Genomic DNA, 22,576 nt, shown 5'->3' with positions numbered 1-22,576 from the left:
CCATAGATGTCCGGAATTAGTCAACAATTAATTGTATAGAGTCGAAGATGGTTCATTGGATCAATCCTCAGTTTACTAGGTCAAGAATCAGAGCTGCCGGCAAGCGGATACGCGATAATCAGCATACTGCTGAAGATGTTGCCGTACTCGAAAACTTCCGCGCCTCTCATACATACATAATGAATACATTTAATGCGAATCTACGCTTAAGATCGCGGGGGAAGGACGTTGTGGTCGCACAGCGGTTGAAGCGCAGGCATACGATATTTGATAAACTTAGACGCGAACCGAATATGCAATTACACCTGATGCATGATGTGGCCGGCAGTAGGCTGATTTTCAAAGACCAAGATGGTTTGAACGAGTTTCGAGATTCCTTCCATCGGGCAAAATTCGAGCATCTTTTAAAGACAAGGGATAACGACAGATATAACTATGTACAGAAGCCCAAAGAGACAGGATACCGTGGCATTCATGATGTGTACGAGTATCGGTCCAGTTCTTTGAAGGGTGAAAGGTGGAACGGCTTACAGATTGAAATTCAATACCGGACGCGAGTTCAACACGCTTGGGCTACAGCAGTTGAGGTTGCTGACCTTATCAATACAAGCCGCATTAAGTTCGATGAGGCGGACCAGCACCATAGATCATTTTTTAGACTCGCAAGCGAAATAATGGCTCGGGCCCACGAAGGCGGAGCCTCATGTTTAAGTGATCTTAGTAACGAGAAACTACTCGAGGAGTTTAGGAGGGCCGATAAACGAACCGGGCTCATATTAGCTTTCAGGAATCTACAGGGAACCTCTGGTCATCTCCGACTCAAGATGAATACGATTCTAATATTTGACTTAGATACGTCTAGTGAGCGCCGACCGCTTATGACCGAAACCTTCGATAGCTTGAATCGTGCAATCACCCGCTATGAAGCTCTTGAAAAGGAATTTGCCGGAACAGCAGACATCGTTTTAGTGCGCTCGGCAACACCAGAGGCCATCAGAGATGCGTTCCGGAATTACTTCTCTGACGTGGGAGATTTTTTGAAGTACCTTGATTCAGGCCGAAAAATTCTTGCTCCGCGACGTGCTGCTGCTCAGTGATGCCCGGAGAAGCTCAAAGGGGACCCAAAGACGCATTTTAAGGCCAGGCCCCGAGTCCGAGCTATGGCATAAACTTCCGATAGTGTTCCGAGGACGATCAATCAGGTTCGGTTGGCGGATACACTAAGCTCTAGCACAATATGGTCCATCAGGTCGTTCTTAGCTTCGAATCAACAGTAAAATGATGGTTCGAGTCCTCCTCATCATAACCTCACCTTCTCTTTCAAGTCGTCACGAAGCGTCACAAATCACTGTTTAGGGAGCATAGCCGGTCGATTTACCTGATTGATCCGCCGCCACCGTTGAAGTATGTTAACCTCGTAACATGTTGATCATAAACGTGATTGTGGAGCAGGATGGTTGCCTACCTTTCGAGGAAGCTACATTTGGCGTCCCTCCGAAGGCAACAGTCGAGATATTGATGCAGCCTCAAATTGAAACAACAAATGATGAGTCCTCCTTCCAAGCTCAGCAGTTGTTTCTCCATTCCAATAACATGCATCGAAATGTCGCTTGCGATTATCGAGATACGGGTTGTCTGCGGGCCTGCGAACAGAGCGCAATGAATATCATAATGACGTTGCATTAGGTCCGCTTGACGGATGCACAGCACTCTCACACAATACGGTGCATCAGGTTGTCCTATGCACTGTTGTTTGGATGGTTTTGTTAGAGTTCAATCCTCTCTCGCAGCACCATTCTTCTCAATGACATCGCTGTCGTTTTGTGGAGTGCTCTGAGGTTCTCAGAAACCTGAGCACCCAGCACCGAACCCGTGCACGGGTTTGCGACACGCCGAATCCCCACCGCCGGCGAACTCTTCAAGGCCAAGGCCGTCGCCGACGATCAGGTGAACGCGGCAGTCGACGCGCACCGCGCCGATTCTGGCACCATCACTCACCCGAACGCCGACGGCTACGGTCTCGACCTCGCCGCGGCCGTCGCTGAGCACGGCTGGGCGAGTTCAGTCATAGCCAGTCCCAAGAGCAGTCCAAGCCTGACGCGCGGAGCGATCCTACTCGTACGGGCGCAGAAGGCGTGACCGACCTTGATGCCAAGGTCCGGCATACACCTTCGAGCCCGGCCCTGACTTCTCGCTATCGATCGGCGAAGAGAGCATCGGCTAAGCCTCGTTCTCGCGCGATGGCTGGTAGACACGTCGCGAGAAGATTTCGCCACTTTCACAGCGCGTAGAACGCTTTTGTCCCGCTCCACGTTGAGGAGGGCTCAGCGCCCAAGCCAGTATCTTCGGGAGCCAACGATGACTGAAGCCGAGCGAGAGCACGAGTGGAACCGGGATCGATTGCTGGTCGAGATTGCAGAGGCTGTCGAAAGAATGCTGGAGCTGACACGGCACACGCATCCTTCCGGGTCAATGCTTACGCTCGGCGCAACTCAACAGCAGGATAGGCTGGAAGCGGCTCGAGAACGGTTCGTGGGTTCGATGGAGAAGCAGTAGCAGCCGCGCCAGAGCTGTCCCTTCCACGGGAAGCCTGCGGGCTTGAGAACCGCGCCGTGGCATGAACGCGACGGGTCGGTAAGCCGAAGGCAATCCCGCGTCCCCATGCCGTCGGCCCCACCGTCAGCCGGCCGCCAGGATGTTCTTTCCCGAACTCGCCCCGAGCGCGCTTCCGCCCCAAGCCGCCGAGTGGCGCAAAGCCGTCGGCGCCCTGCGCCCCAACTCCTCGCCATGGCGATATCTCGGCACACTGCCTGAGCGAACACCCACGAGGCCTGCACCGACGTCATTGAACGCGTTCGGCGCCGGGGCCGTAGGTGTGGACCGTGCCACAGGTCTTCGGAGTCCATCCCGAGCACGGCACGTTGCGTGTCGGCTGGTCTGAGGTGAAGACCACTGGCGGGAACCAGGCGATCGGCATCGCGCCGAACCGGATCCTGTTCGGCCATGTGAGCGGATGCCGGAACACGCCCGGCGCACCTGTTGGCGTCCCGACTTGGGAGTTCGCCACGCAAGCGGCCGAACAGTAGGATTGAAGCTGCTAGACACGTCCGGCGACCTTCCAGCTCCGGGCGCGCCAAGCAGGATCCGCTAAATAGCGATCTCGCTATCAGATGCGACGGGTTTTCAGTTCGCGTCGAATGCGGCGTCCTCTTGAGGCGCTGCATTTACCGTCAGGCTGTAAGTGTCGATGGAAGAGACGGGCCGCGCTTCGGTCACCGGCGGCGCCGTGAGCATTGTGATCGTGAAAGCTGCGGCGGCCAGAGCGAATGCTGCTGCGAACGTGAATGCTTTCCTCATGCATGCCTCCCGGCAGGCTGACGCGCCGTTCACTGGAGAGCGAAGGCGTCGTGCATAGAAAAATCCTTACTTTTTGGTCGAGTCAATACAATAATCGCGAATCGACAAATGTTAGAAGGATGATATTCGCATCGCATGACAGATCTCTGGTGGTCGCCAATATTGAGATCACACGCCCATCAGCAAGATATTTTCCGCAACATTTGATTGCGGGCCGGTTCGTAGCGTGCGAGCAGCAAACACCGAAGCTTCGTCGCCGCTGGCGAGGCTGAAAGACGATACGGTCAGCTGTGCGCGACCGGCTATTCATCCACCTGATTCGTGTAGCGCGGCGTGCGCATTTCGAACGTCGTCCAAGGCCGCCGCTGCGGCGCGAGACCCGCCCGCGCCGGCACGACGCTGCCGTGTCCGGAGCGGGCACGGCAGGAGGCCATCGCGCCCACGAGCCACGTCGGGCGCTGGCAATCGACCCGGGCATGCGCGCCTCCTGCTGATCACTCGGTCATTTTGTCTGTGCGATGCAGCTCGTCGGCATCCACCGCGCCCGCGCCGACCTGCTCCTGAGCCGGGACGAGCTCGGTTGCCTCGCTGGCGTGGTCGTCGAGGTCGAGCCTGCGGAAGATCCGGGCCGCGATGCCATCAGCACCGCCGGCCGCCTTGATGACCGCGGGCGGCGCGGTGTCGATGACGTACTGCGTGCCCTTCGCGATGACCGGCACCGCGACGTTGACCAAGAGGGTCTTTCCTCTAGCCGCACCGTTCACTGCTTTGCGGCGGTAGCTGACAGCTCGCTCAAGCCTCATCTCGCCCCGGCGCTGCGACAGGAACACAGCCGCCGAAGGGTAGACCTTGCGGACGGCCCAGGTGATCGAGGCCGCGGTGATCGGCAAGAAGATCGTCACGACTGGATCGCGCAGCGACACGGCCAGCGCGACGAGCCAGTCGCCCCAGGCCAGGATGATGGCCTTATGGCCGACGATAGCGACCTCGATGGCAAGAGCGGGAGATGTAACCCAGGCAAGCGCCCGCGCCGCGAGCTGACGCACTTAGATCATGGTGGTGATCCTGATGGTGGCATGCGCGGCGGGCCCGGACGGCTCGGGATCGAAAAATTTGCGACAGGTGCCGAGAAAAGCTTGAGCGCCGAGCGAATGCAGGGCATGGAGCCTGACCGCCGCGTCGATCTCGTCTGACCAGCGTGTACGACCGCTGCGCTGACTTCGTCTGGCCAGCGGTCGGCAAATTGCCTCTGTATCAGCCCAGTCCAAAAGACCAGTCAGGTCACATCCTCCCGCGCAGGAAGCGTGTACGAGGGTGACTCAGCGTCAGGGACGGTTATTGAACGCGATGACCGGCGACGTTTCCGCCCGTTCTTGGCGGATCGCGATCGTCAATACGGAGCCAGAACTGCGCGGCGCTGCCGGATCGTAGCATCGGTCGCGCCGGTTCCGTTTCGAATGGCGACGAACTCGGCGAGCAAGCGGCGACTGATCTGGTCAAAAGGAACCTCTCTGAGGAGGTGATGAATTGCTCACGCGTTGCAGCGGCCGTCTTCGATCGCCCGGTCTTCGAATGCGGCTCAATGAGGAGGCGGTCCAACGCTTCGATCAGAAGATGACCGCGAGGAGTTAGTAAATATTTAGAAACGGCTACGTTTGGCAAGTGCACGCCCGACTGCCCAAAGTAGACCGTCGATGGCCGACCGCAGAGCTGGCCCATCATGCCCTGCAACGTCATCAACTGCACGACGTGCTTGAAGGGCATAGGTCGCGATCTGATCGAGCGGCGGTTCGTTCCGGTTCGGTCGGACGAAGAGCGCGCGATCTTCCACCTGCCCGTTCAGTTTACCTTCGGTGATATCAACGACGATGCCTCGTCCGAGGACTTTTCCAGTTTGGGTGTTGCGCTTGTAGTGCCCCCGAGCCAGCACCCAGCGCACGCCACGCTCGGCGGAGCACACGCGATACTCAACAACGAACAATCCGCCCTGCTCGCAGACGCGATCGATGTTGGTAAAAAACTCGTCTTGGTCAGCAGGGAGGATTGCTTTCGTGTAAGCCGCCAGAGGCAATCCTATTGCGGCCTGCACTGGATCGAGACCGAACAACGCAGCGGTGATGGAGTCAGCAACGGTGCGATCGTTTGCGAAATCCGTTTCCCAAATGCCAACCTGAGACGCAATCAAGGCATCCGGCAGAAATCCAAGCCAGTATCGCTTTGTATCATACGGCATACTGTGACACCCAAGCGACGCTTAAAATATGTAGACGACTAAAGGAAAAACCTCCGGCAGATTCCGTACTGTGCGTTTTGGGCGCAAGGGGAAGTCGTAGGGCATGAGCACGGATTCTCCCTCGCGCTGTAATCAGCTGACTTCCATGACAAATTCGATGCGCCTGCGAGAACTCGCGGATGCGCTTGGCGTTCCAGTAGCTGCGTTCGAGGTTTCGAAAGAGTTTCAGCCCCTCGCTGAAGATACAGACGGCAATCTCTGGTTGTTGATGCTCGACATACAGGGCAAACCCGTCATCCGCCGGATCGGACAAGATTCGAAGCAGAACTTGATGGAAGAACGAGTTTCAGTCTTCCTGCAACGCGATGACGAAAGTTCCGCGCGTGATGCACTCGCCGCTCTCGTCGATCAGCTACTCGTGGCGCATTTTACGGATTGATACCGATTGCTTCCCACCCTCGACCTATCTGCGCATCCGGTATTATCGACGCAACGTTACGCCTCTCGTCTGGTTCGGGGCGACCACCTCGCCAAACTCTGCACCGCGTTCCAGGCAAACCATCCGGGCAGGGACTTCGCGATCGTCTTGAACCGTGTCGCCATGATGGACGAGACGACCGTTCATAGAGCAAGTCCAGCTTCGAACGACCTGATTGAACGCAACATCCTCCCGTCAACGTCGCTCATGACTCCGGCCGTGTACGAGAAGATGCGGACACTCCGCGTCCGGACCGGACGGCGTGACCTTGTAAGGCTGCGCCGCGAGGACGTGTCCAAGCAGTCGGCGGGCAGAAATCTCCGCCTCCCTTCGGGCCAGAGGCAAGTTTTCATTCCGTGTGGGCCAAGCCTTGGTCCAGGGCGATTCCCAGGGCATCCGACACGCGCGTCGTCCAACCCAGCCCCATTCCGGGCTGTTCCTATCCGCACTGACCCGTCGATCGACCTGGTTCGCATTATACCCGTTTCCTCGCGGGATGAGTTGGCACGATTCCTCATGTGATGCGTTTTCGTCAAAGCACGCTGAACTTGGACTGCAACGACCCTTCCCTTGGAGGAAGTCGCCGGCACTAAGAAACAACTCAATTCCGACAGAATTTAAGCCGTGCCGGCGATTTACCTACAAACAATTAGATATAATTTTAATTCAAAATGTTTAGCAGAATGAAAATGCGACATGATTATCAACAGAGACGCTTTAGTTATCTATCGGCAAAACTATGAGCTTACTGACTCACTTCGTGTTGGGGCTGTTTGGATAAGGGCGGAGATATCCGTCATCCACCTCGATTTACGCATGCCTCGTTCGACATCGCATGCCGTGATGGGATCGGAGCGGGAGTTCACCCAATGAACTCCTCCGGGACGGGCCTCGACGCTAACCCCGACCGATCAACTGATGTCTCTGCAGCGAAGCGCATCGCGGCGATCCCGACCATGCTCGAGATCGTCTGTCGCTCCACGGGCCTGGGCTTTGCGGCCGTGGCGCAGGTGACGGACGAGACGTGGCTGGCTTGCCAAGTCAGGGATGACGCCGGTTTCGGCCTTCAGGCGGACACCGTGCTTCGGGCGGACGCGATGCCCTGCTGGGAAGTGCGGCGGCATCGACGGCCGGTCGTCATCGACGATGCCGGACCGGATACGGAGATGCTTGGACTTTCGAGTTCCGGGTCTCTCGGCTTTCGCAGCTACATGTCCTTTCCGATCACGATGCCGGATGGGGAGATCTTCGGAACACTTTGCGCCATCGGAAGGGAGCCCGCCGCTCTGGATCGCCCGGAGATCACGGGCCTGTTCCAGCAATTCTCCGAACTGATCGGGCATCTCCTCGACGCGCAGCGGCAGCCCCCAGTCCCTCGCCCTCGGCTTGAGGAGGCGGAGTTCGCATCTTGGGAGCGGAACGAGCCGTTGAGGGCTCTGATCGAGCATCTGCCGGTCGGGGCTGGGCTGTTCGGGTCCGACGGTCAGGCCCTCGTCGCAAATGCCATTCTGCAGCCTCTTCTGTCACAGGGCCGCGTGCCCGGTGCCGATCCCGATGCGGCCCCGCATTGGACCGGCTATGCGGGCGACGGCACCGTCCTCGATCCGCGCGATCATCCGTTTGCACGGGCCTTGCGTGGTGATCGCGTCCCACGCACGCGCTTCCATCACCGCGGGGATGACGGAACCGGGCGGTGGACACGGATCAGCGGGGTGCCTCTACGGGGGACGACCGACAACGCACGCACCCGGAACGGAAAGGAGCCGGCCGTACTCCTCTTCGTCGAGGAAGAGCGCGAGGCGGAAGAAACCCGGCGCGCGAGCGACGAGCGCTTCCGGCGGTTTGCCGAACATTCGACCAACGTCTTGTGGCTCGCCGACTTGGAGAGCCGCCGACTGACTTACCTCAATCATGCCCTCCGGCGTGTCTGGGGCGTCGCCCCGGAGCGGCTGCCCTCCCTCGAAAGCTGGCTTGAAACGATCCATTCGGACGACCGCGACAGCGTTGAGCGCACGCTCGAACGGGTCTGGGATGGTGAGGCCGTCGTCCAGGAGTACCGCATCCTGCGCCCGTCGGACGGCGCTGTGAGGCGGATCCGTGAGACAGTCTTTCCGATCGCCAGGGAGGATGGCCGCGTTCGCCAACTGGGCGGCATCGCCGAAGATGTCGCGGGTCACACCGGCGCACGGATCTACCTCGTGGACGAGGATGCGGCCGCGCGACGGGCGCTGCTTGGGCTGCTGCAACGCGCTGGCTACGAGGTGCAGGTCTTCGCGAAGGCCGCAGCGCTGGCGGAGGTCGCAAGCGCCCTGCAGCCGGGTTGCGTCATTCTCGACATCGAGACCGCCGGACCGGAGAGCCTCACGGTGGCGAAAGCGCTCAGGGCCGGCCGGCTTGCCCTGCCGGTGCTCGTGATCGGGCGCAGCCAGGGCGATGTCGGCTTCGGTGTGCGCGCCATGAAGGCCGGCGCCGTCGATTACCTTGAAAAGCCGTGCGAGCCGGCAGTGCTCCTCACCGCCGTCTCGACCGCGTTGGCCGAACTGCGCACCGACACCGAGCGCAGCCACGCACATGACGACGCCAAGCTTCGCATCGCGGCCCTTTCGCCCCGAGAACGGGAAGTTCTGGAGGGATTGCTGGCAGGCGGCACGAACAAGTCGATCGGCCGGGCACTCGGCCTCAGTCCGCGCACCGTGGAGATCCACCGAGCCCGCGTGATGGAAGCGCTCGGGGCGCGCACCCTGCCGGAGGCGGTGCTGACGGCGGCCAGGGCCGGGGTACAGCCCACCGAAAGTCAATGAGGGGCGAGGGGAGGGACGAGGGAGAGACGCCGCTTCGGAGCAGAATGCGTCAGGCGGTGAGTTTGTCGATGGCGGAGGGCCGCAGCGGGACCGCGGCCGGCTCCAGATAAGACGCATCGTATTCGGCCAGCAGCCTGAGCCCCTCGGGCTTCAGGATCGTGAGCCTACGGCCGGAGAGCTCGATCAGGCCGTCGCGACGCAGCTTCTGCAGGACGCGATTGATGTGAACGCACGACATGCCGAGTGTGTCGGCGAGATCGGCCTGCGTGATGGGGAAGCTGTACTGATTACCGGGGGCGAGACCGGCCGTCCGCAGGCGCAGCAGCATCTCGCAGAGGAAGTGCGCCAGCCGCTCGGGGCCGGACCGGGAGCCGAGATTGGTGATCCATTCGCGCAGGGTCGCCGCCTCGGTGAGCCGAACCATCTGCAGGGCGCGGGCGATCCGCGGACGTCGCCCGATGAGATCTTCGTAGTCGGCACGCGGAATGAAAGCGAGTTGGCAGGCGGTCAGCGTTCCGACCGCGCAGTCCAGCGGCAGGCGGAAATCGAGATCGAGTTCGAACAGGTCCCCCGGTAGAAGGTAGGCCGTGATCTGCCGACGCCCATTCGTCAGGAACTTGTAGCGGCAGGCAAAGCCATCGAGCACCAGGATGGCGCTCTCCGGAACGTCGGACTGGTGCAAGAGTGGCGTCTGTGCCGCGAAGCGGCGGCCGTTTGCGGCCCATCCTTCCAGGTCCAGCAAATCGCCAGGGGTCAGATCCACATAGGTCGCAAGCTTGCGCGCCAAGGGATCACGCAACGGCTGCTCCATCCGCGCGCTCTGGGCCGTCTCCGAAAAGACAGGTCCGAAGGCTTGAGACGCGACCGTCCCCACCTCGTCAAGTGGCGCTCGACCGGATGCGGCCACGAGCGGCGAGGTCATGAGGCAATCCGATCGCTTCTGCCGCATTTGGTTCTGGTACTCAGCCTGACTAGTTCGCCACCCATGCGACATTCCGCGCATGGCCGCATCTGTTTCCTACCTAAGGTAGTTACCGAAGCAAGCGGGTTGCAGGCCTTTTCCGATCTAAAACGCTCGCGTCACTTTCTATGGCACCGAGCGGGGCAAGATCTCAGTGGCGGGCCGCGATAGCGTCAAACGCGCGGGCACGATAACTTAAGTGGATCTCGGGCAGCCGTGCCGTGCCCGGCTCGCGTCGTCGCGGTTTGTAGAGCCGACCCGACGGCGCTCGTGGCGCAAGCACCTATCGACAGCCTACGAGATTCGGCACGACGATGGTTTCTACCGGCTACAATCCGGCTCTCGTGGCGCTGTCCCTCGCCATCGCCGTGCTCGCCTCCTACACGGCGCTTGATCTCGGCGGCCGCGTGCGGGCCGCCGCATCCGGACTCGGCTGGGCTTGGCTTCTGGGTGCCGCCCTGGCGATGGGGGGCGGCATCTGGTCGATGCACTTCGTTGGGATGCTTGCCTTCGAGATGGGCCTGCCCGCCGCCTACGACCTCGGCCACACCCTCCTGTCCCTGCTCATCGCCATTGGGACGACCGGCGCGGCCTTGGCCTGGGTCGGCCGTCGGCGGGCCGGTCGTTGGGACGTCCTCGTCGCGGGTCCCGTGATGGGGATCGGCGTGGCGGCGATGCACTATACCGGGATGGCCGCGATGCGGATGCCCGGCCATCTCGCTTACAGCGTGCCGGTCGTCGCGCTCTCGGTCGGGATCGCCATCACCGCGGCGACCATCGCCCTGTGGCTGACCTTTCGGCCGACGAGCGTCTGGCAGCGCTTCGCCGCCGCCCTGATCATGGGCGTGGCCGTGGCCGGGATGCACTATACCGGCATGGCGGCCGCGACGATCACCGCCGAGGAGGCCGGCGGCCATTCCGCCCATCTCGCCGCGACGAGCGTGGATCAGCAGAATCTCGCCCTCTACGTCGCCGGGGTGACCTTCGTGATCCTGTTCCTCGCGATGCTCGCCTCCGCTTTCGATCAGCAGCGGATCCAGGGCGAGCTGCGGGCGAGCGAGGAGCGTTTCCGGGCCGCCGTGCAGGCCGTGCGCGGCGTGTTGTGGACCAACGACCCGCAGGGGCGGATGACAGGCGAACAGCCCGGCTGGACCGCCCTCACGGGACAAACTCGCGCCGAGTACGAAGGCTTCGGCTGGGCCGACGCCGTGCATCTAGAGGACCGGCATGCGAGCGTCGAGGCTTGGAATGCGACCGTCGCCGCCCGCAGCACCTTCCTGCACGAGCATCGGGTGCGCGCCCGGGACGGCCTGTGGCGACATTTCTCGATCCGCGCGATCCCCGTGCTCGACCCGCACGGCGCCATCCGCGAATGGGTCGGCGTCCATACCGACATCACGGAGCAGCGCGAGGCCGAAGCCGAATTGCGGGAGTCGAACGAGGAGATCCAGCGCTACGCCTACATCGTCAGCCACGACCTGCGCGCGCCGCTCGTCAACGTCATGGGTTTCACGAGCGAGTTGGAGGCGGTCCGCCAGGAATTGCTGATGGTGCTGCGCGACCATCCGCAGGGGGCGCGGATCGATGAGGACATCACCGAGGCGCTGAGCTTCATCCAGGCGGCGATCGTCAAGATGGAGCGCTTGATCGCAGCCATCCTGAAGCTCTCACGAGAGGGGCGGCGCCGGTTCAGCCCGGAGCCGCTCGCGATGACGCCCGTCATCCGCGGCATCGCCGACGCGCAGCGTCATCAGGCCGGGCGCAAGGGTGTGACGGTGACGGTGGCCGACGATCTTCCCTCGATCGTCGCCGACCGGCTCGCCGTGGAGCAGGTCTTCGGCAACCTGATCGACAACGCTCTCAAATATCTCGATCCGGCCCGTCCCGGAACGATCGAGGTCACGGCCCGGCCTGCACCCGGCAACCGGATCCGTTTTGACGTCTCCGATACCGGGCGAGGTATCGCACCGCAGGATCATGGCCGCATCTTCGAGCTGTTCCGGCGGTCCGGCACGCAGGATCAGCCGGGGGAGGGGATCGGGCTCGCCAGCGTGAAAGCATTGGTGCGCGCGCTCGGCGGCCGGATCGAGGTTTCGTCACAACCCGGTGTCGGCACAACCTTTATCGTGACGCTGCCGCGCGAGCCGGTTACAGGCCGAGGCGGGGCCGCGACAATCGATCCTCCCGATACGATGACCCTGGCCGCGGAGTAGCGATGCAGCCCCCTTTTCATACCGTCAGCATCGTGATGATCGAGGATGACGAGGGTCACGCCCGGCTGATCGAGCGCAACATCCGGCGCGCGGGGGTCAACAACGAGATTCTGCCGTTTCGCGACGGGACCTCGGCCCTCGAATTCCTGTTCGGGGCCGACGGCACCGGCGAGGTGAGCGGGCGGCGCCACCTCCTGATCCTGCTCGATCTCAACTTGCCCGACATGACCGGCATCGACATCCTGGAGCAGATCAAGGCCAATCCGCACACCAAGCGTTCGCCGGTCGTCGTCCTCACGACCACCGACGACAGCCGCGAGATCCAGCGCTGCTACGATCTCGGGGCGAACGTCTACATCACCAAACCCGTGAACTACGAGGGCTTCTCCAACGCCATCCGTCAGCTCGGGCTGTTCTTCTCGGTCATTCAGGTTCCCGAGAACTCATGAGCGACGCGCCCCCCGCCTCCTGCCGCATCCTCTACATCGACGACGATCCCGGCCTCGGGCGCCTCGTTCAGCGCTCGCTCCAGGCCCGGGGGCACCATGTCGAACTGGCATCGAGCGGCACGGACGGGCTGGCGCGGGCGCAGGCCGGCGAGATCGACCTCATCGCCCTCGACCATCACATGCCGGACCGGACCGGGCTCGAATTGCTGCCGCTGCTCCGGGCCCTGCCGGACGCGCCGCCGGTGATCTACGTGACCGGCTCCGAGGATAGCCGTGTGGCGGTCGCGGCCCTCAAAGCGGGGGCGGTCGATTACGTCTGGAAGGACGTGCAGGGCCAGTTCCGGGAATTGCTCGGCGAGGCGGTCGATACCGCCCTGCGTCAGGAGGCGCTGCGGCGCGACAAGGAACGGGCGGAAGCCGCCGTCCGCGAGGCGCGCGACCGGGCGGAGCTGCTGCTGCGCGAGGTGAACCACCGCGTCGCGAACTCCCTCACCCTGGTCGCAGCGCTCGCCCGGATGCAGACCAACGCGGTGACGGACCCGGCGGCCAAGGACGCGCTGGAAGAGATGCAGGCCCGCATCTCGGCCATCGCCGGCATCCACCGCCGGCTCTACACGTCGGAGGATGTCGAGGCCGTGGAGCTCGATGCCTACCTGACCGGGCTCGTCGAGGAGCTGCAGCTCGCGATGAAGGCGTCGGGGCGCGACCATGCCATCCGCCTGCGCGCGGAGCCGATCCGGCTGGCCACCGACAAGGCGGTCTCGCTCGGCGTCGTGGTGACCGAACTCGTCACCAACGCCTACAAGTATGCCTATCCCGCCGAGACACAGGGCGAGATCCGCGTTCAGGTGATGCGCGAGAGCCCCGACACGCTCTCGCTCGCCGTAGAGGATGACGGGATCGGCTGGACAGGGGAGGGGGAGGCCAAGGGCACCGGCCTCGGTTCGCGCATCATCCGGGCCATGGCCTCCAACCTGCGCTCGGTGCTGACCTACGTTCCCGGCTCAAGCGGAACCCGCGCCGTCTTGTCGTTCCAAGCCTGACCCGGAGTGATGGCCCTGGAAGCGGCGCCTGTAGCGCAAGGTTGCAGGGCACTTTCTCGATTCAATGGATGAACCCCGCCCGACGAAGCCGGTTACCCGCTCAACAGGTCTCCTGCCTGTTTCTCCGAGACTTCGACCCGCCCGGCTCGGCCGGCGCGGGCTTTTTTGTGAGGTTTCGCGATCCGAAACGAAGAGTCCGGCTTCAGGGAAACCCGGCCGTTCAGAATCGGCGGCAGCGAACCGCGTCGTCGGCCGGCGAGGCGTGTACGACCTGCCCGCCCGCCGCCTCGCAGGTCGAGCGGAACGAACGCTCGGAGCGATGGAAGCCCCAGATGGCGACCATCGGCGCGACCATGATGAATACGGTCATGCCCATGATGAAGGCGGGAAACCAATCCGGCATCCGCGGAGGCGATGGTGGCTCCGGCCGGATCGGCGGCATCGGTGCCAGGAAGGCCAGGAGCGGGAGCACGTCCAAAACGCTCATGGTTCGGGCTCATTCGCTGGGGTGGCTCACGCCGTGGGAGAGCCACGGTTTCCGGATCGATCGAGGTTAACCAGCCGCAGCCGCGTCGGATCACCGCCAAACGCAATCCGGGCGATGCGTCGCAGCGACTGAATGAACGGAAGTAAGGTGGTGATCATGGCACCGGCACAGGTTCGGTCAACCGGTTGACCGACAAAAGATAGGCGACGAGATCCGCCTGCTCCTCGCCTGAAACTCCGGCCTCGGTATCGGCCCAGTAGGCGTGCCCCTCGCCCGTGACGCGCGCGGTGCGTGCCTTCGGTGAGGCCTTGTTCGCCGAAACGACCTTTGCGCGGAAGTTGCGATCGACCAGCGCCCGCAAGCTGTTGGCCGGATCGGGCGGGATGCCAGCATCGAGCGTGCCCGGAACACCGAGTTGTGCGTCGGCGTCGGCACCGACTGCGACGCCGGAATCGTGGAGATAGGGCGCGCTCCAGGCCAGACCGACGAGGTTCGGCACCTTGTAGCCGCCCCCGGTGCCGGCATGGGCCCAGGCAAGCTGCACCTGCTTGAGCGCGTCGCCCTCCAGGGGGATCGGCACGAGCTTGGGATTGGGGGGAAGTGGGAAGGGCGTGTCGGTGGCAAAGATCGCCGGCGGGGCGAGGCGCGCTTCCATCCGGACGGTCGAGTGCGCGCGGCTCGGCTGCGTGCCGATCTCGTCCACAGGGATAACCCGATGGTTGGTGAGCGCAGGCCCGGAATGGCAACCGGCGCAGCCAGCGCGCTCGAACACCGCCCGGCCGCTATTCACCCGCTCGGCATCGAGGGAAGGCTCGGGCGCGCGCAACAGGTTCTGGAAAGCCGACATCGCATTGTTGGCGTAGTTGGCCAGCTCCCCGGGGACCGAGGCCAGCAGGCCGTTATCGGTCATGTAGTTGGTGGCGGGGAACGACGGCAGCACGGCGTAGCTGTTGAGGCCTGGCGTCCCCGGCGTCGGGTCAGCCGCCTCCAGTACATCCGTCGGGCGCTTACCCGATGCCGGATCGTAGCGCAGGGATGCGACCGCCGCGCCCTGCAGAACCGTGCCGAGATAGACCTGCGGATCCAGCCCGAACAGCGTCTTGGCAGCTTTCGTTTGCTGGGTTGTGTCGGAATTGGCCGCGTGGACGTTGTTGTTCAGCGCCGACAGCCCTTTGAATGGTCCGATCCCGGCACGCCCGCTCCAGCTATAGGGCTCGCCGTAGGCCGAGAAACTCGACGGGATCGAGGTCGGATTGGTCTCGCGGTCGGCGGAAGAATCAAAGCTGCCGGCGGGCCAGCTCGCGACCTCTACCTTGGCCGCGGCCTCGAACCGGGCGGGATCGGGGAGGGCGCTCTTCGCACCGTCCTCGGTTGTGACGCTGCGGGCCGGATCACCCGGATGGGCGGACGGGTCGGCGCTGCCATGCATGAAGTAGGCGGTCGCGTTGCTGGCGAGCGCCATCAGCAGACCGGCATTGAGATCGGTGTTGGGCGCGCCCTCCACCACCTTGCCCGATTGCGGATCGACCGCCGTGTGACAGAGCGCGCAGGTGATGCCCATGCGCAGATGTCCGCGGTCGTAGAAGGTACGGATGCCGAGGATGAAGGGGGAGCCGCGCGGCACGTCGAGGCCGGTCGGGACGAGTTCGCCCGTCTTCCAGACCCGATCGCCCACGGTGACGTCGCGGGCCATGCGGACCTTCAGGTTGGTGGTACCGGCGCCGCCGAGCATGAGGATGGCGCGCGCCACCTCAAAGGGCGTCAGCCCCCCGTCCAGCATGCCCATCACGTCGGAGAGAAACACCTCGTTGCCGAACGTCTCGCGATAGAACGCCTCGCGACCCCGTCTCACCAGCGCGTCGTCGATCGCCACGGCGCCGCTCTCCGGCGACAGGGCAGTGCGTCCCTCCGGTGTGGCTTTCAGCCGCTCCGCCTCGTCCCGTGCGATGCGGCGACCGAGGACGTCGAAGGCGGTCTCGATCGGGGAGCGGTCGGGATTGAGAAGGTCGCCTGCCTCCGGCATCGGCGCGTAACTGAAGCGGGCCAGGGAGCCGGCGACGAGAACGGTGCCGATGGCGGCCGCGGAAATCACAATTACCCGAAGTGGCCGACCCATTACGATGCACGATCCCCCTCACGACACGGTCGCGAAACTGCGCAGTTTCAACCGTGATCGCCGCCGCTCGTTCGACGCGACTGGAAAAAAAGAACGTGAGGCTGGCTTTCACAAGGGTTCGACCGCGAGCGCCGTTGGATTTGGACCGCCTGCCTATTCGTCTGTACGCCGATACGCTCTTTCGAGCCCTGATAATCTATGTTGGCGCAGGGGACGGCAAATCGCGAGACAAGTCCGGCGTTGGGGCACGAACCCACGCGCGCGTCCGTGACCAGCCACAGGACCTGATGCCAAAGACGACCCTCGACGACCTCGCCTTGCACCCCGATGACGAGGTGCCGACGCTCCCTGCTGCTGTCCAGCAACGCCTCGGAGCGCTTCTCGCCGATGCCTATGCGCAGATGCCGGGAAATCCGGGTGTCGAAGCCGGTCGCTTCGACGCCTTGCTGGCCAGGCTGGAGACCGTCCTGGTCGCCCAGGAAGGGAAGGACGAGGAATCGTTCCGGTCCGCCATCATCGAGATGACGCCGCGCCTCTACAACTTCGCCATGTCGCTGACGAAGAACCCGTCGGCCGCCGACGACCTCGTGCAGGATACGTTCCTGCGGGCGTGGCGCAGCCGCGCGCGCTTCACCGTCGGCACCAATCTCGGCGCGTGGCTGTTCACGATCATGCGCAACGCCTTCTACTCGCGCCACCGCAAGGAGGTGCGCGAGGTCGCCGACAGCGATGGCGATTACGCCGAGCGCCTCGCCGCGGCACCCGAGCAGTCGGGCCATGTCGATCTGATGGATGCGCAGACCGCGCTCGCCAAGCTTCCCCTCCCGATGCGGCAGGCGTTGATCCTCGTGGCGATCGAGAACCTCAGCTACGAGGAGGCGGCCACCGTCATGAATTGCCGCATCGGCACGGTGAAGAGCCGGGTCTGGCGTGCCCGGGAGCAGCTCGCGCAGATCCTCGGCTACAGCGCCGCCGATGTCGGCTCCGACAGCATGACGCTCTCCGCCGTCAGCGGCTCGACCTGGATGGCCTAAAGCGCGGCCCGACGAAGCGGCCACCGCTTCGTCAGAAATGCGCGTCAATACAACGACCGAGGGGCGCCGACCTGAGGCAATCAGGTTGGTTATAGCCCCTCAGGGTCGAAGGCGCCGAGCGCGGCTCGGCGCCGTGCCCGGTCACGCGCTCATCTGCATCTGCAGTAGCGGCAGGCGGGACGTCCGGGCGAGGCCGAACTCCTTCAGCGATACGACCTCGACCAGCGCGTCCTTGCGGGCGATCACGACGCTGTTGTCCGGCACCGGGGTCCAGGTTGCGTGCTCCTTGTCCAAGGGCTCCGAGACCACCACCACGCCATCCGCCGACTGGCGGTAATACATGCTGTTGGCCGCATCGTTGGCGGCGTAGCGGAAGGCGTAGAGGTCGCGTCCATCGGCGAGCGCCGCGGTGAAGCGGAACGGGTGCCCGCCCTCGATGCCGCCGACCAATTCCGTCACCGCCGCGAGCGCCCGCGTCGTGGCGGTGATCGGGTCGCGCTTCACCTCCGAGGCCATCAAACCCTGGCCGAGAATCGCCAGGAACAGCGCCTCGGAATCGGTCGTGCCGTTGCGCGAGGGATAGAGTTCGTCGGGAATCAGCGCCTCGATCGGTCGGCGCAGCCGCGCCCAGTCGCCGATATAGCCGTTATGCATGAACAGCCACGGCCCGCAGGCGAAGGGGTGGCAGTTCGGCCGGGTGATCGGCGTGCCGGTCGCCGCCCGCACATGAGCGAAGAACAGGTGCGAGTGCAGGTGGCGGCAGATGTAGCGCAGGTTCTCGTCGGACCATGCCGGCTGCACCTCGCGGAAGCGGCCGGGTTCGGGGTGGTCGCCGTACCAGCCGAGGCCGAAACCGTCGCCATTGGTGCTCGCAGTCGATTCGAGCGCCTTGATGCTCTGCGAGACCAGCGAATGCGCCGGCTCGGTCACGTAATGCTCGAGCGGGATCGTGCGGCCTCGATAAGCGATCCAGCGACACATCGTTTGGGGTCTCCCGCAGCGTTCCAGCGCAGTGCGCATCGGCCAAGATCGTGGAGAATCCAAGATCGCGGACGATCAATGTCACTGTGAGCGATGCCGCCCGCTCCGGCGAATTTCGGCGCGGCGGTTCATGCGGGCAACGCAGGAGTGGCGGATCAGATGCCGTGCGATTGCAGCCACGCTTCGAGCAGCGCGACCTGCCAGAGCTTGGAATTGCCCTTCGGCGTCAGCGTTCCGTCGGGATCGGCGAGCAGGCGATCGACGTACGTCCGGTTGAAGATACCGCGCTCGCGGGCGGCCGGACGGTCGAGAACGTCGCGCACGAACTCCATGAACGGCCCGCGGATGTGCTTCAGGGCCGGGACCGGAAAATAGCCCTTCGGCCGGTCGATCACCTCGGCCGGCACCACCGCGCGGGCGGCCTCCTTGAGGATGTACTTGCCGCCGTCGCGCACCTTCAGTTCGGCGGGGATGCGGGCGGCGAGCTCGACCAGTTCGTGATCGAGGAACGGGACGCGCGCCTCAAGCCCCCAGGCCATGGTCATGTTGTCGACCCGCTTGACCGGATCGTCCACGAGCATGATCCGCTGATCGAGGTCGAGGGTCTTGTCGATGGCGCTCGCGCTCTGCGAGTCGGCAAAGAAGCGGGCGATGAAGTCGCGGCTGTAGTCCTCGTCCACGAAATCGGGTGTGAGCGCTTCGCGCATCTCCGCGTGGTCGCGATCGAAATAGGCGTTCGCGTAATCCGTCGTTGGGTCGGTCGATCCCATCAGCTTCGGATACCAATGGTAGCCGCCGAACACCTCGTCGGCGCCCTGACCGCTCTGGATCACCTTCACGTGTTTGGCGACTTCCTGCGACAGCAGAAGGAAGGCCACCGCGTCGTGGCTCATCTGCGGCTCGGCCATGGCATGGATCGCCGCCGGCAGGGCCTCCAGCGTGCGCGAGCCGTCCACGATGAGCTTGGCGTGGTCGGTCTCGAACCGCTCGGCGATGATGTCCGAGTACTTGAACTCGTCGCCCTCGACGCCGTTCACCGCGTCGAAGCCAACCGAAAAGGTCTTGAGGCCGCTCTGACCGCTCTTGGCCAGCAGGGCGACGATCACCGAGGAATCGAGACCGCCCGACAGCAGCACGCCGGTGGGCACGTCGGCAATCTGACGGCGCGCGACCGCCCTGGTGAGCGAGTCGAGCACCGCCGCGCGCCAATCCGCCTCGGTCCTGTGGCGGTCCTCCTCGCGCGGACCGACCACAAGCGACCAGTAGGTCTCTTCGCGTCGCGAGCCATCGGGCTCGAACGTCAGCGTCGTGGCCGGGTGGACCTTCCGCACGCCCTTGAGGATCGTCAGCGGCGCCGGCACGCCCGCGTGCCAGCTCATGTAGTGGTGGAGCGCCACCTTATCGATCGTGGTGTCGACATCGCCCGCTGCGAGCAGGGCCGGCAGCGAGGAAGCGAAGCGGAAGCGCTTGCCGGTCTCGGCGTAGTAGAGTGGCTTGATGCCGAGCCGGTCGCGGGCGAGCGTGACCCGGCCCGTATCGCGTTCGTGGACGGCGAAGACGAACATGCCGAGGAAGCGCTTCACGCAGTCCCGACCCCAGGCGTGGAACGCCTTGAGCACCACCTCGGTGTCGCTGGTCGAGAAGAAGCGGTAGCCCTTGGCGACGAGCTCCTCGCGCAGGTCCTTGTAGTTGTAGATGCAGCCGTTGAAGACGACCGAAAGCCCGAGCTCGGCATCGACCATCGGCTGCTGGCCGGCTTCCGACAGATCGATGATCTTCAGACGGCAATGGCCGAACAGGACGCCGCCCTGGCCATGGAGCCCGCCCGCATCAGGACCGCGGGGGCGCAGAACCTCCATCATCGCCCGCACGGCGTTCGGATCGGCTATCCCGCCGAAGTTGATCTCTCCGCAGATCCCGCACATCGCCGCCAGCCGCCCTCGTCTCGTCCTCGGTCATTGAACCTGAGCGACAGAACCGAGTCGCGCCCGGCGCGTTCCATGCCGCCCGCGAAACCCTCACCTTTGTTCGATTCCACACGGTGAGGTCGCTTCGGGTGTCGTAGCCAAGCGATTCCCGCGCCACGTGCGATGCCCCCGTCGGCAGCCGGCCAACGAAGGGATCACCGTCGGACCGCGTGCCGAAAGCTCAGGCCGGCAGCGCTAGTCCCTCGCGGGCGAAGACGGCGCGCACCGCGGGGCGCTCGGCCATGCGGCGCGCATGCGCGGTCCAGGCCGGGAAGAGCGCGGGCATATCGAAGCCGATCGTCGGGCCGCGGGCCCAGACCCAGAACACCAGGAGATAGGCATCGACGACGCTATAGCGCTCGCCGAGCGCCCAGCCGCCGTTGGAAAGCCGCACCTCGGTCATGGTGCAGAGATCGCCGAACGTGTCGGCCCCCTTCGCCCGGATCTCCGGGAAGGCGGCCTCGTCGGCGCTGTAGCGCTCGGGCCGGCGGACATGGGCGTAGGCGATGTGATGCCCGGTCGAGAGCCACGCCACCCACTCGTCGGCCACCGCCTGCCCGCGCAGATCCTCCGGCAGCAAGCCGGCCTCCGGATGGGAGCGGGCGAGGTGGCGCAGGATCGCGGCGTTCTCGGTGAGCACCCAGCCCTCCTCGTAGAGGGCCGGTACGCGTCCGCGCTCGTTGACCGCGAGATATTCCGGCGCCCGCTGATCGCCCTTGGCGAGGTCGAGGCGAATGGTCTCGTAGGGCGCGCCGATCTCCTCCAGCACGATGTGGGAGGCGAGCGAGCAGGCGCCGGGGGCGTAGTAGAGGGTGCGGGCGGTCATGGGCTTCTTATCGCTGCGGACGACGCCTCCCGAAGAATAGCGCCGTCCGCGGAAACGCCCAGTTACAGCGGCTCCGCGCCGCGCCCCATCGCGGCGATGCCGGTGCGGGAGATCTCCACGAGGCCGATCACGCTGAGCAGGCGGATGAAGCGGTCGATTTCCTCCGTCGAGCCGGTCAGCTCGAACACGAAGGAGTTCAGCGTGGCGTCGAGGGTGCGGGCGCCGAAGGCGGAGGCAAGGCGTAGGGCCTCGCTCCGGTGCTCGCCGGTGCCGGCCACCTTCACGAGGCACAGCTCGCGCTCCAGCGCCTGCCCCTGGAGCGTCAAATCGACGACGCGGTGCACCGGCACGAGGCGGTCGAGCTGCGCCTTGATCTGGTCGATCACGGCGTTGGTGCCGGTGGTGACGATGGTGATGCGCGAGAGGTGGCGCGCCTCTTCCGTCTCGGAGACCGTCAGGCTCTCGATGTTGTAGCCGCGGCCGGAGAACAGGCCGGCGATGCGGGCCAGCGCACCGGGCTCGTTGTCCACGACCACCGCGAGGGTATGGCGGTTGACGCTCTCGATCCGCGTGGGCTCGGGATAGTGGGTGTTCATCGCATTCATTTCGTCGCGTCCCTCAACTTGATCTTCTTACGATCTCACCTGCGCCACCTCAGGTCGGCATTCGAGTGCTGGACCCGCCTGCCGATGGCATGATACCGGCCGCGCCATGGATCGGCGTCAGCGTGTTTTGAATCTCGTCCGGCCGCAGGGCCGAACCGGCGTCGAGCTTGGGCCCCTCACACGCCCGATCCTCCTCAAGAGCGACGGCAACGTCCTCTATGCCGATCATCTCTCGACCGAGGGGCTGCGCCACCAGTACCGCGACCACCCGACCCTCGGCCCCGCCGGCATCGAGGGGATCGTTCCCGTCGATGTCGTGCTCGGCGAAGGCGGGCTGCCGCGGGCGCTCGGATCGCGCGGTCCGGTCGATTACATCGTCGCCTCGCACGTCGTCGAGCACGTTCCCGACTGCATCGGTTGGCTGCGGGAATGCGGAGACGCCCTGAACGAGGGCGGCGTGTTCTGCCTGATGGTGCCGGACAAGCGCTTCACCTTCGACCACTTCCGCACCCCGAGCAGCGTCGGCGCGCTCGTCGCCGCCCATCTGCTGCGGCTGCGCACGCCACCGCCCGAGGCCGTCTACGAACATTTCGCGAGGGCCAGCGAGATCGACGTGCGCGCCACGTGGCGCGGCAAGCCGGCTCCGAACAGGCCGATCGTCGGCGGCCCGCCGGCGGCTCTCGATGCCACCGCGACCGCCATCGCGAGCGGCGTGCACATCGACGTCCACTGCACGGTGTTCACGCCGTACAGCTTCGCCCGCGCCCTCACCGAACTCCTCGCCCTCGACCTGCTCCCGTTCGAATGCGCGGCCCTGGAGCCGACCCGTCCGTACGAGACCGAGTTCTTCGTGCTGCTGCGCAAGCGCAGCGACCTTACCGCTGCGGAGCGCGCCGCCACGGTGCCCGAGTTGGACCCGCGTCGGCACGACGCCCTGCCGCCGCCCGCGGGTTGGCCGAAGCGAACCCGCGCGGCAGCGGGCCGATGGGTCAGGCGCCTCCGCGGACGGAGGCCCTGACCGATCG

At 64.2% G+C, this 22,576-nt stretch carries 21 protein-coding genes; 11 read left to right on the top strand and 10 right to left on the bottom strand.

Annotation, left to right across the window (positions count from 1 at the left end):
• Positions 1-47 precede the first annotated feature (47 nt).
• The 4 genes from MSPGM_RS25275 (at position 48) to MSPGM_RS25260 (ending at position 3,086) form a co-directional block, all read left to right on the top strand.
• Complete coding sequence (locus MSPGM_RS25275; protein ID WP_261926045.1) at positions 48-1,097, top strand: RelA/SpoT domain-containing protein; 1,050 nt, start codon at positions 48-50, stop codon at positions 1,095-1,097.
• Positions 1,098-1,872: 775 nt separating this feature from the next.
• A complete protein-coding gene (locus tag MSPGM_RS25270) occupies positions 1,873-2,139 on the top strand; it encodes a hypothetical protein (RefSeq protein WP_003598296.1) in 267 nt (88 codons plus the stop codon).
• Between the two features lie 219 nt (positions 2,140-2,358).
• The gene (locus MSPGM_RS25265) at positions 2,359-2,556 is read left to right on the top strand and encodes a hypothetical protein (protein WP_012255907.1); all 198 of its coding nucleotides are present in this window, start codon (positions 2,359-2,361) and stop codon (positions 2,554-2,556) included.
• 326 nt (positions 2,557-2,882) lie between these two features.
• Positions 2,883-3,086 carry a hypothetical protein gene (locus MSPGM_RS25260; RefSeq protein ID WP_043706847.1) on the top strand — a complete coding sequence of 68 codons (204 nt, stop codon included), beginning with the start codon at positions 2,883-2,885 and terminating at the stop codon, positions 3,084-3,086.
• A 97-nt stretch (positions 3,087-3,183) separates the two neighbouring features.
• Here MSPGM_RS25260 and MSPGM_RS25255 read toward each other — a convergent pair whose 3' ends face one another.
• From MSPGM_RS25255 to MSPGM_RS25240, 3 genes are all read right to left on the bottom strand, one after another.
• Positions 3,184-3,357, bottom strand: coding sequence for a hypothetical protein (locus MSPGM_RS25255; RefSeq protein WP_015952957.1), 174 nt, complete (start codon positions 3,355-3,357; stop codon positions 3,184-3,186).
• Between the two features lie 494 nt (positions 3,358-3,851).
• A complete protein-coding gene (locus MSPGM_RS25245) occupies positions 3,852-4,403 on the bottom strand; it encodes a hypothetical protein (RefSeq protein ID WP_003598287.1) in 552 nt (183 codons plus the stop codon).
• A 593-nt stretch (positions 4,404-4,996) separates the two neighbouring features.
• Positions 4,997-5,590: a PAS domain-containing protein gene (locus tag MSPGM_RS25240; RefSeq protein ID WP_015857677.1), complete on the bottom strand. Its 594-nt coding sequence runs from the start codon at positions 5,588-5,590 to the stop codon at positions 4,997-4,999.
• Positions 5,591-5,693: 103 nt separating this feature from the next.
• Between MSPGM_RS25240 and MSPGM_RS25235 the strand changes: the two genes are divergently transcribed.
• Together MSPGM_RS25235 and MSPGM_RS25230 are read left to right on the top strand one after the other, a co-directional pair.
• Positions 5,694-6,029, top strand: coding sequence for a hypothetical protein (locus MSPGM_RS25235; RefSeq protein WP_158022425.1), 336 nt, complete (start codon positions 5,694-5,696; stop codon positions 6,027-6,029).
• A gap of 908 nt (positions 6,030-6,937) precedes the next feature.
• Positions 6,938-8,869 (top strand): LuxR C-terminal-related transcriptional regulator, encoded by a 1,932-nt coding sequence (locus MSPGM_RS25230; protein ID WP_003598283.1) that lies wholly within the window; start codon positions 6,938-6,940, stop codon positions 8,867-8,869.
• A 49-nt stretch (positions 8,870-8,918) separates the two neighbouring features.
• On the opposite strand, the gene MSPGM_RS25225 is transcribed toward MSPGM_RS25230, so the two are convergent.
• Positions 8,919-9,791 carry a Crp/Fnr family transcriptional regulator gene (locus MSPGM_RS25225; RefSeq protein WP_003598282.1) on the bottom strand — a complete coding sequence of 291 codons (873 nt, stop codon included), beginning with the start codon at positions 9,789-9,791 and terminating at the stop codon, positions 8,919-8,921.
• 353 nt (positions 9,792-10,144) lie between these two features.
• On the opposite strand from MSPGM_RS25225, the gene MSPGM_RS25220 reads away from it, so the two are divergent.
• Genes MSPGM_RS25220 through MSPGM_RS25210 form a run of 3 tightly spaced genes read left to right on the top strand, consistent with a single transcriptional unit; the run spans position 10,145 to position 13,535 of the window.
• Positions 10,145-12,043, top strand: coding sequence for an MHYT domain-containing protein (locus MSPGM_RS25220; protein WP_015857673.1), 1,899 nt, complete (start codon positions 10,145-10,147; stop codon positions 12,041-12,043).
• 2 nt (positions 12,044-12,045) lie between these two features.
• Positions 12,046-12,492: a response regulator gene (locus MSPGM_RS25215; RefSeq protein WP_003598279.1), complete on the top strand. Its 447-nt coding sequence runs from the start codon at positions 12,046-12,048 to the stop codon at positions 12,490-12,492.
• Entirely contained in the window at positions 12,489-13,535 is a 1,047-nt protein-coding gene (locus MSPGM_RS25210) for a response regulator (RefSeq protein WP_003598277.1), read from the top strand. Before MSPGM_RS25215 ends, MSPGM_RS25210 begins: the two co-directional genes overlap by 4 nt.
• A 220-nt stretch (positions 13,536-13,755) precedes the next feature.
• Here MSPGM_RS25210 and MSPGM_RS25205 read toward each other — a convergent pair whose 3' ends face one another.
• Complete coding sequence (locus MSPGM_RS25205) at positions 13,756-14,022, bottom strand: hypothetical protein (protein WP_003598276.1); 267 nt, start codon at positions 14,020-14,022, stop codon at positions 13,756-13,758.
• Positions 14,023-14,176: 154 nt separating this feature from the next.
• A complete protein-coding gene (locus MSPGM_RS25200) occupies positions 14,177-16,138 on the bottom strand; it encodes a hypothetical protein (RefSeq protein ID WP_003598274.1) in 1,962 nt (653 codons plus the stop codon).
• A 287-nt stretch (positions 16,139-16,425) separates the two neighbouring features.
• Here MSPGM_RS25200 and MSPGM_RS25195 point away from each other — a divergent pair, with 287 nt between their 5' ends.
• Complete coding sequence (locus MSPGM_RS25195) at positions 16,426-17,172, top strand: sigma-70 family RNA polymerase sigma factor (RefSeq protein ID WP_003598272.1); 747 nt, start codon at positions 16,426-16,428, stop codon at positions 17,170-17,172.
• 141 nt (positions 17,173-17,313) lie between these two features.
• Here MSPGM_RS25195 and MSPGM_RS25190 read toward each other — a convergent pair whose 3' ends face one another.
• The 4 genes from MSPGM_RS25190 to ilvN form a co-directional block, all read right to left on the bottom strand.
• Complete coding sequence (locus MSPGM_RS25190; RefSeq protein ID WP_015857669.1) at positions 17,314-18,153, bottom strand: class II glutamine amidotransferase; 840 nt, start codon at positions 18,151-18,153, stop codon at positions 17,314-17,316.
• 155 nt (positions 18,154-18,308) lie between these two features.
• Positions 18,309-20,078 (bottom strand): N-acetylglutaminylglutamine amidotransferase, encoded by a 1,770-nt coding sequence (locus MSPGM_RS25185; protein ID WP_003598268.1) that lies wholly within the window; start codon positions 20,076-20,078, stop codon positions 18,309-18,311.
• Between the two features lie 223 nt (positions 20,079-20,301).
• On the bottom strand, positions 20,302-20,946 hold the full coding sequence (locus tag MSPGM_RS25180; RefSeq protein WP_003598266.1) for a glutathione S-transferase family protein: 645 nt from the start codon (positions 20,944-20,946) through the stop codon (positions 20,302-20,304).
• Between the two features lie 62 nt (positions 20,947-21,008).
• Positions 21,009-21,551: an acetolactate synthase small subunit gene (gene ilvN / locus MSPGM_RS25175; protein ID WP_003598264.1), complete on the bottom strand. Its 543-nt coding sequence runs from the start codon at positions 21,549-21,551 to the stop codon at positions 21,009-21,011.
• 106 nt (positions 21,552-21,657) lie between these two features.
• Here ilvN and MSPGM_RS25170 point away from each other — a divergent pair, with 106 nt between their 5' ends.
• Entirely contained in the window at positions 21,658-22,569 is a 912-nt protein-coding gene (locus MSPGM_RS25170; RefSeq protein ID WP_003598260.1) for a methyltransferase domain-containing protein, read from the top strand.
• Positions 22,570-22,576: the final 7 nt, after the last annotated feature.

This window comes from Methylorubrum sp. GM97, assembly GCF_024347855.1.
GTDB lineage: Bacteria > Pseudomonadota > Alphaproteobacteria > Rhizobiales > Beijerinckiaceae > Methylobacterium > Methylobacterium extorquens.
This window is presented reverse-complemented; position numbering and strand designations above follow the sequence as displayed.

Excerpts from the sequence above, each read along its gene's own strand:
- MSPGM_RS25210 (WP_003598277.1), top strand. The coding sequence starts at position 12,489 with ATGAGCGACGCGCCCCCCGCCTCCTGCCGCATCCTCTACATCGACGAC.
- MSPGM_RS25275 (WP_261926045.1), top strand. The coding sequence starts at position 48 with ATGGTTCATTGGATCAATCCTCAGTTTACTAGGTCAAGAATCAGAGCT.
- MSPGM_RS25220 (WP_015857673.1), top strand. The coding sequence starts at position 10,145 with ATGGTTTCTACCGGCTACAATCCGGCTCTCGTGGCGCTGTCCCTCGCC.
- MSPGM_RS25225 (WP_003598282.1), bottom strand. The coding sequence starts at position 9,791 with ATGACCTCGCCGCTCGTGGCCGCATCCGGTCGAGCGCCACTTGACGAG.
- MSPGM_RS25235 (WP_158022425.1), top strand. The coding sequence starts at position 5,694 with ATGAGCACGGATTCTCCCTCGCGCTGTAATCAGCTGACTTCCATGACA.
- MSPGM_RS25190 (WP_015857669.1), bottom strand. The coding sequence starts at position 18,153 with ATGTGTCGCTGGATCGCTTATCGAGGCCGCACGATCCCGCTCGAGCAT.
- MSPGM_RS25255 (WP_015952957.1), bottom strand. The coding sequence starts at position 3,357 with ATGAGGAAAGCATTCACGTTCGCAGCAGCATTCGCTCTGGCCGCCGCA.
- MSPGM_RS25185 (WP_003598268.1), bottom strand. The coding sequence starts at position 20,078 with ATGTGCGGGATCTGCGGAGAGATCAACTTCGGCGGGATAGCCGATCCG.
- MSPGM_RS25200 (WP_003598274.1), bottom strand. The coding sequence starts at position 16,138 with ATGGGTCGGCCACTTCGGGTAATTGTGATTTCCGCGGCCGCCATCGGC.
- MSPGM_RS25195 (WP_003598272.1), top strand. The coding sequence starts at position 16,426 with ATGCCAAAGACGACCCTCGACGACCTCGCCTTGCACCCCGATGACGAG.
- MSPGM_RS25230 (WP_003598283.1), top strand. The coding sequence starts at position 6,938 with ATGAACTCCTCCGGGACGGGCCTCGACGCTAACCCCGACCGATCAACT.
- MSPGM_RS25215 (WP_003598279.1), top strand. The coding sequence starts at position 12,046 with ATGCAGCCCCCTTTTCATACCGTCAGCATCGTGATGATCGAGGATGAC.
- MSPGM_RS25265 (WP_012255907.1), top strand. The coding sequence starts at position 2,359 with ATGACTGAAGCCGAGCGAGAGCACGAGTGGAACCGGGATCGATTGCTG.
- MSPGM_RS25240 (WP_015857677.1), bottom strand. The coding sequence starts at position 5,590 with ATGCCGTATGATACAAAGCGATACTGGCTTGGATTTCTGCCGGATGCC.
- ilvN (WP_003598264.1), bottom strand. The coding sequence starts at position 21,551 with ATGAATGCGATGAACACCCACTATCCCGAGCCCACGCGGATCGAGAGC.
- MSPGM_RS25205 (WP_003598276.1), bottom strand. The coding sequence starts at position 14,022 with ATGAGCGTTTTGGACGTGCTCCCGCTCCTGGCCTTCCTGGCACCGATG.
- MSPGM_RS25180 (WP_003598266.1), bottom strand. The coding sequence starts at position 20,946 with ATGACCGCCCGCACCCTCTACTACGCCCCCGGCGCCTGCTCGCTCGCC.
- MSPGM_RS25170 (WP_003598260.1), top strand. The coding sequence starts at position 21,658 with ATGGATCGGCGTCAGCGTGTTTTGAATCTCGTCCGGCCGCAGGGCCGA.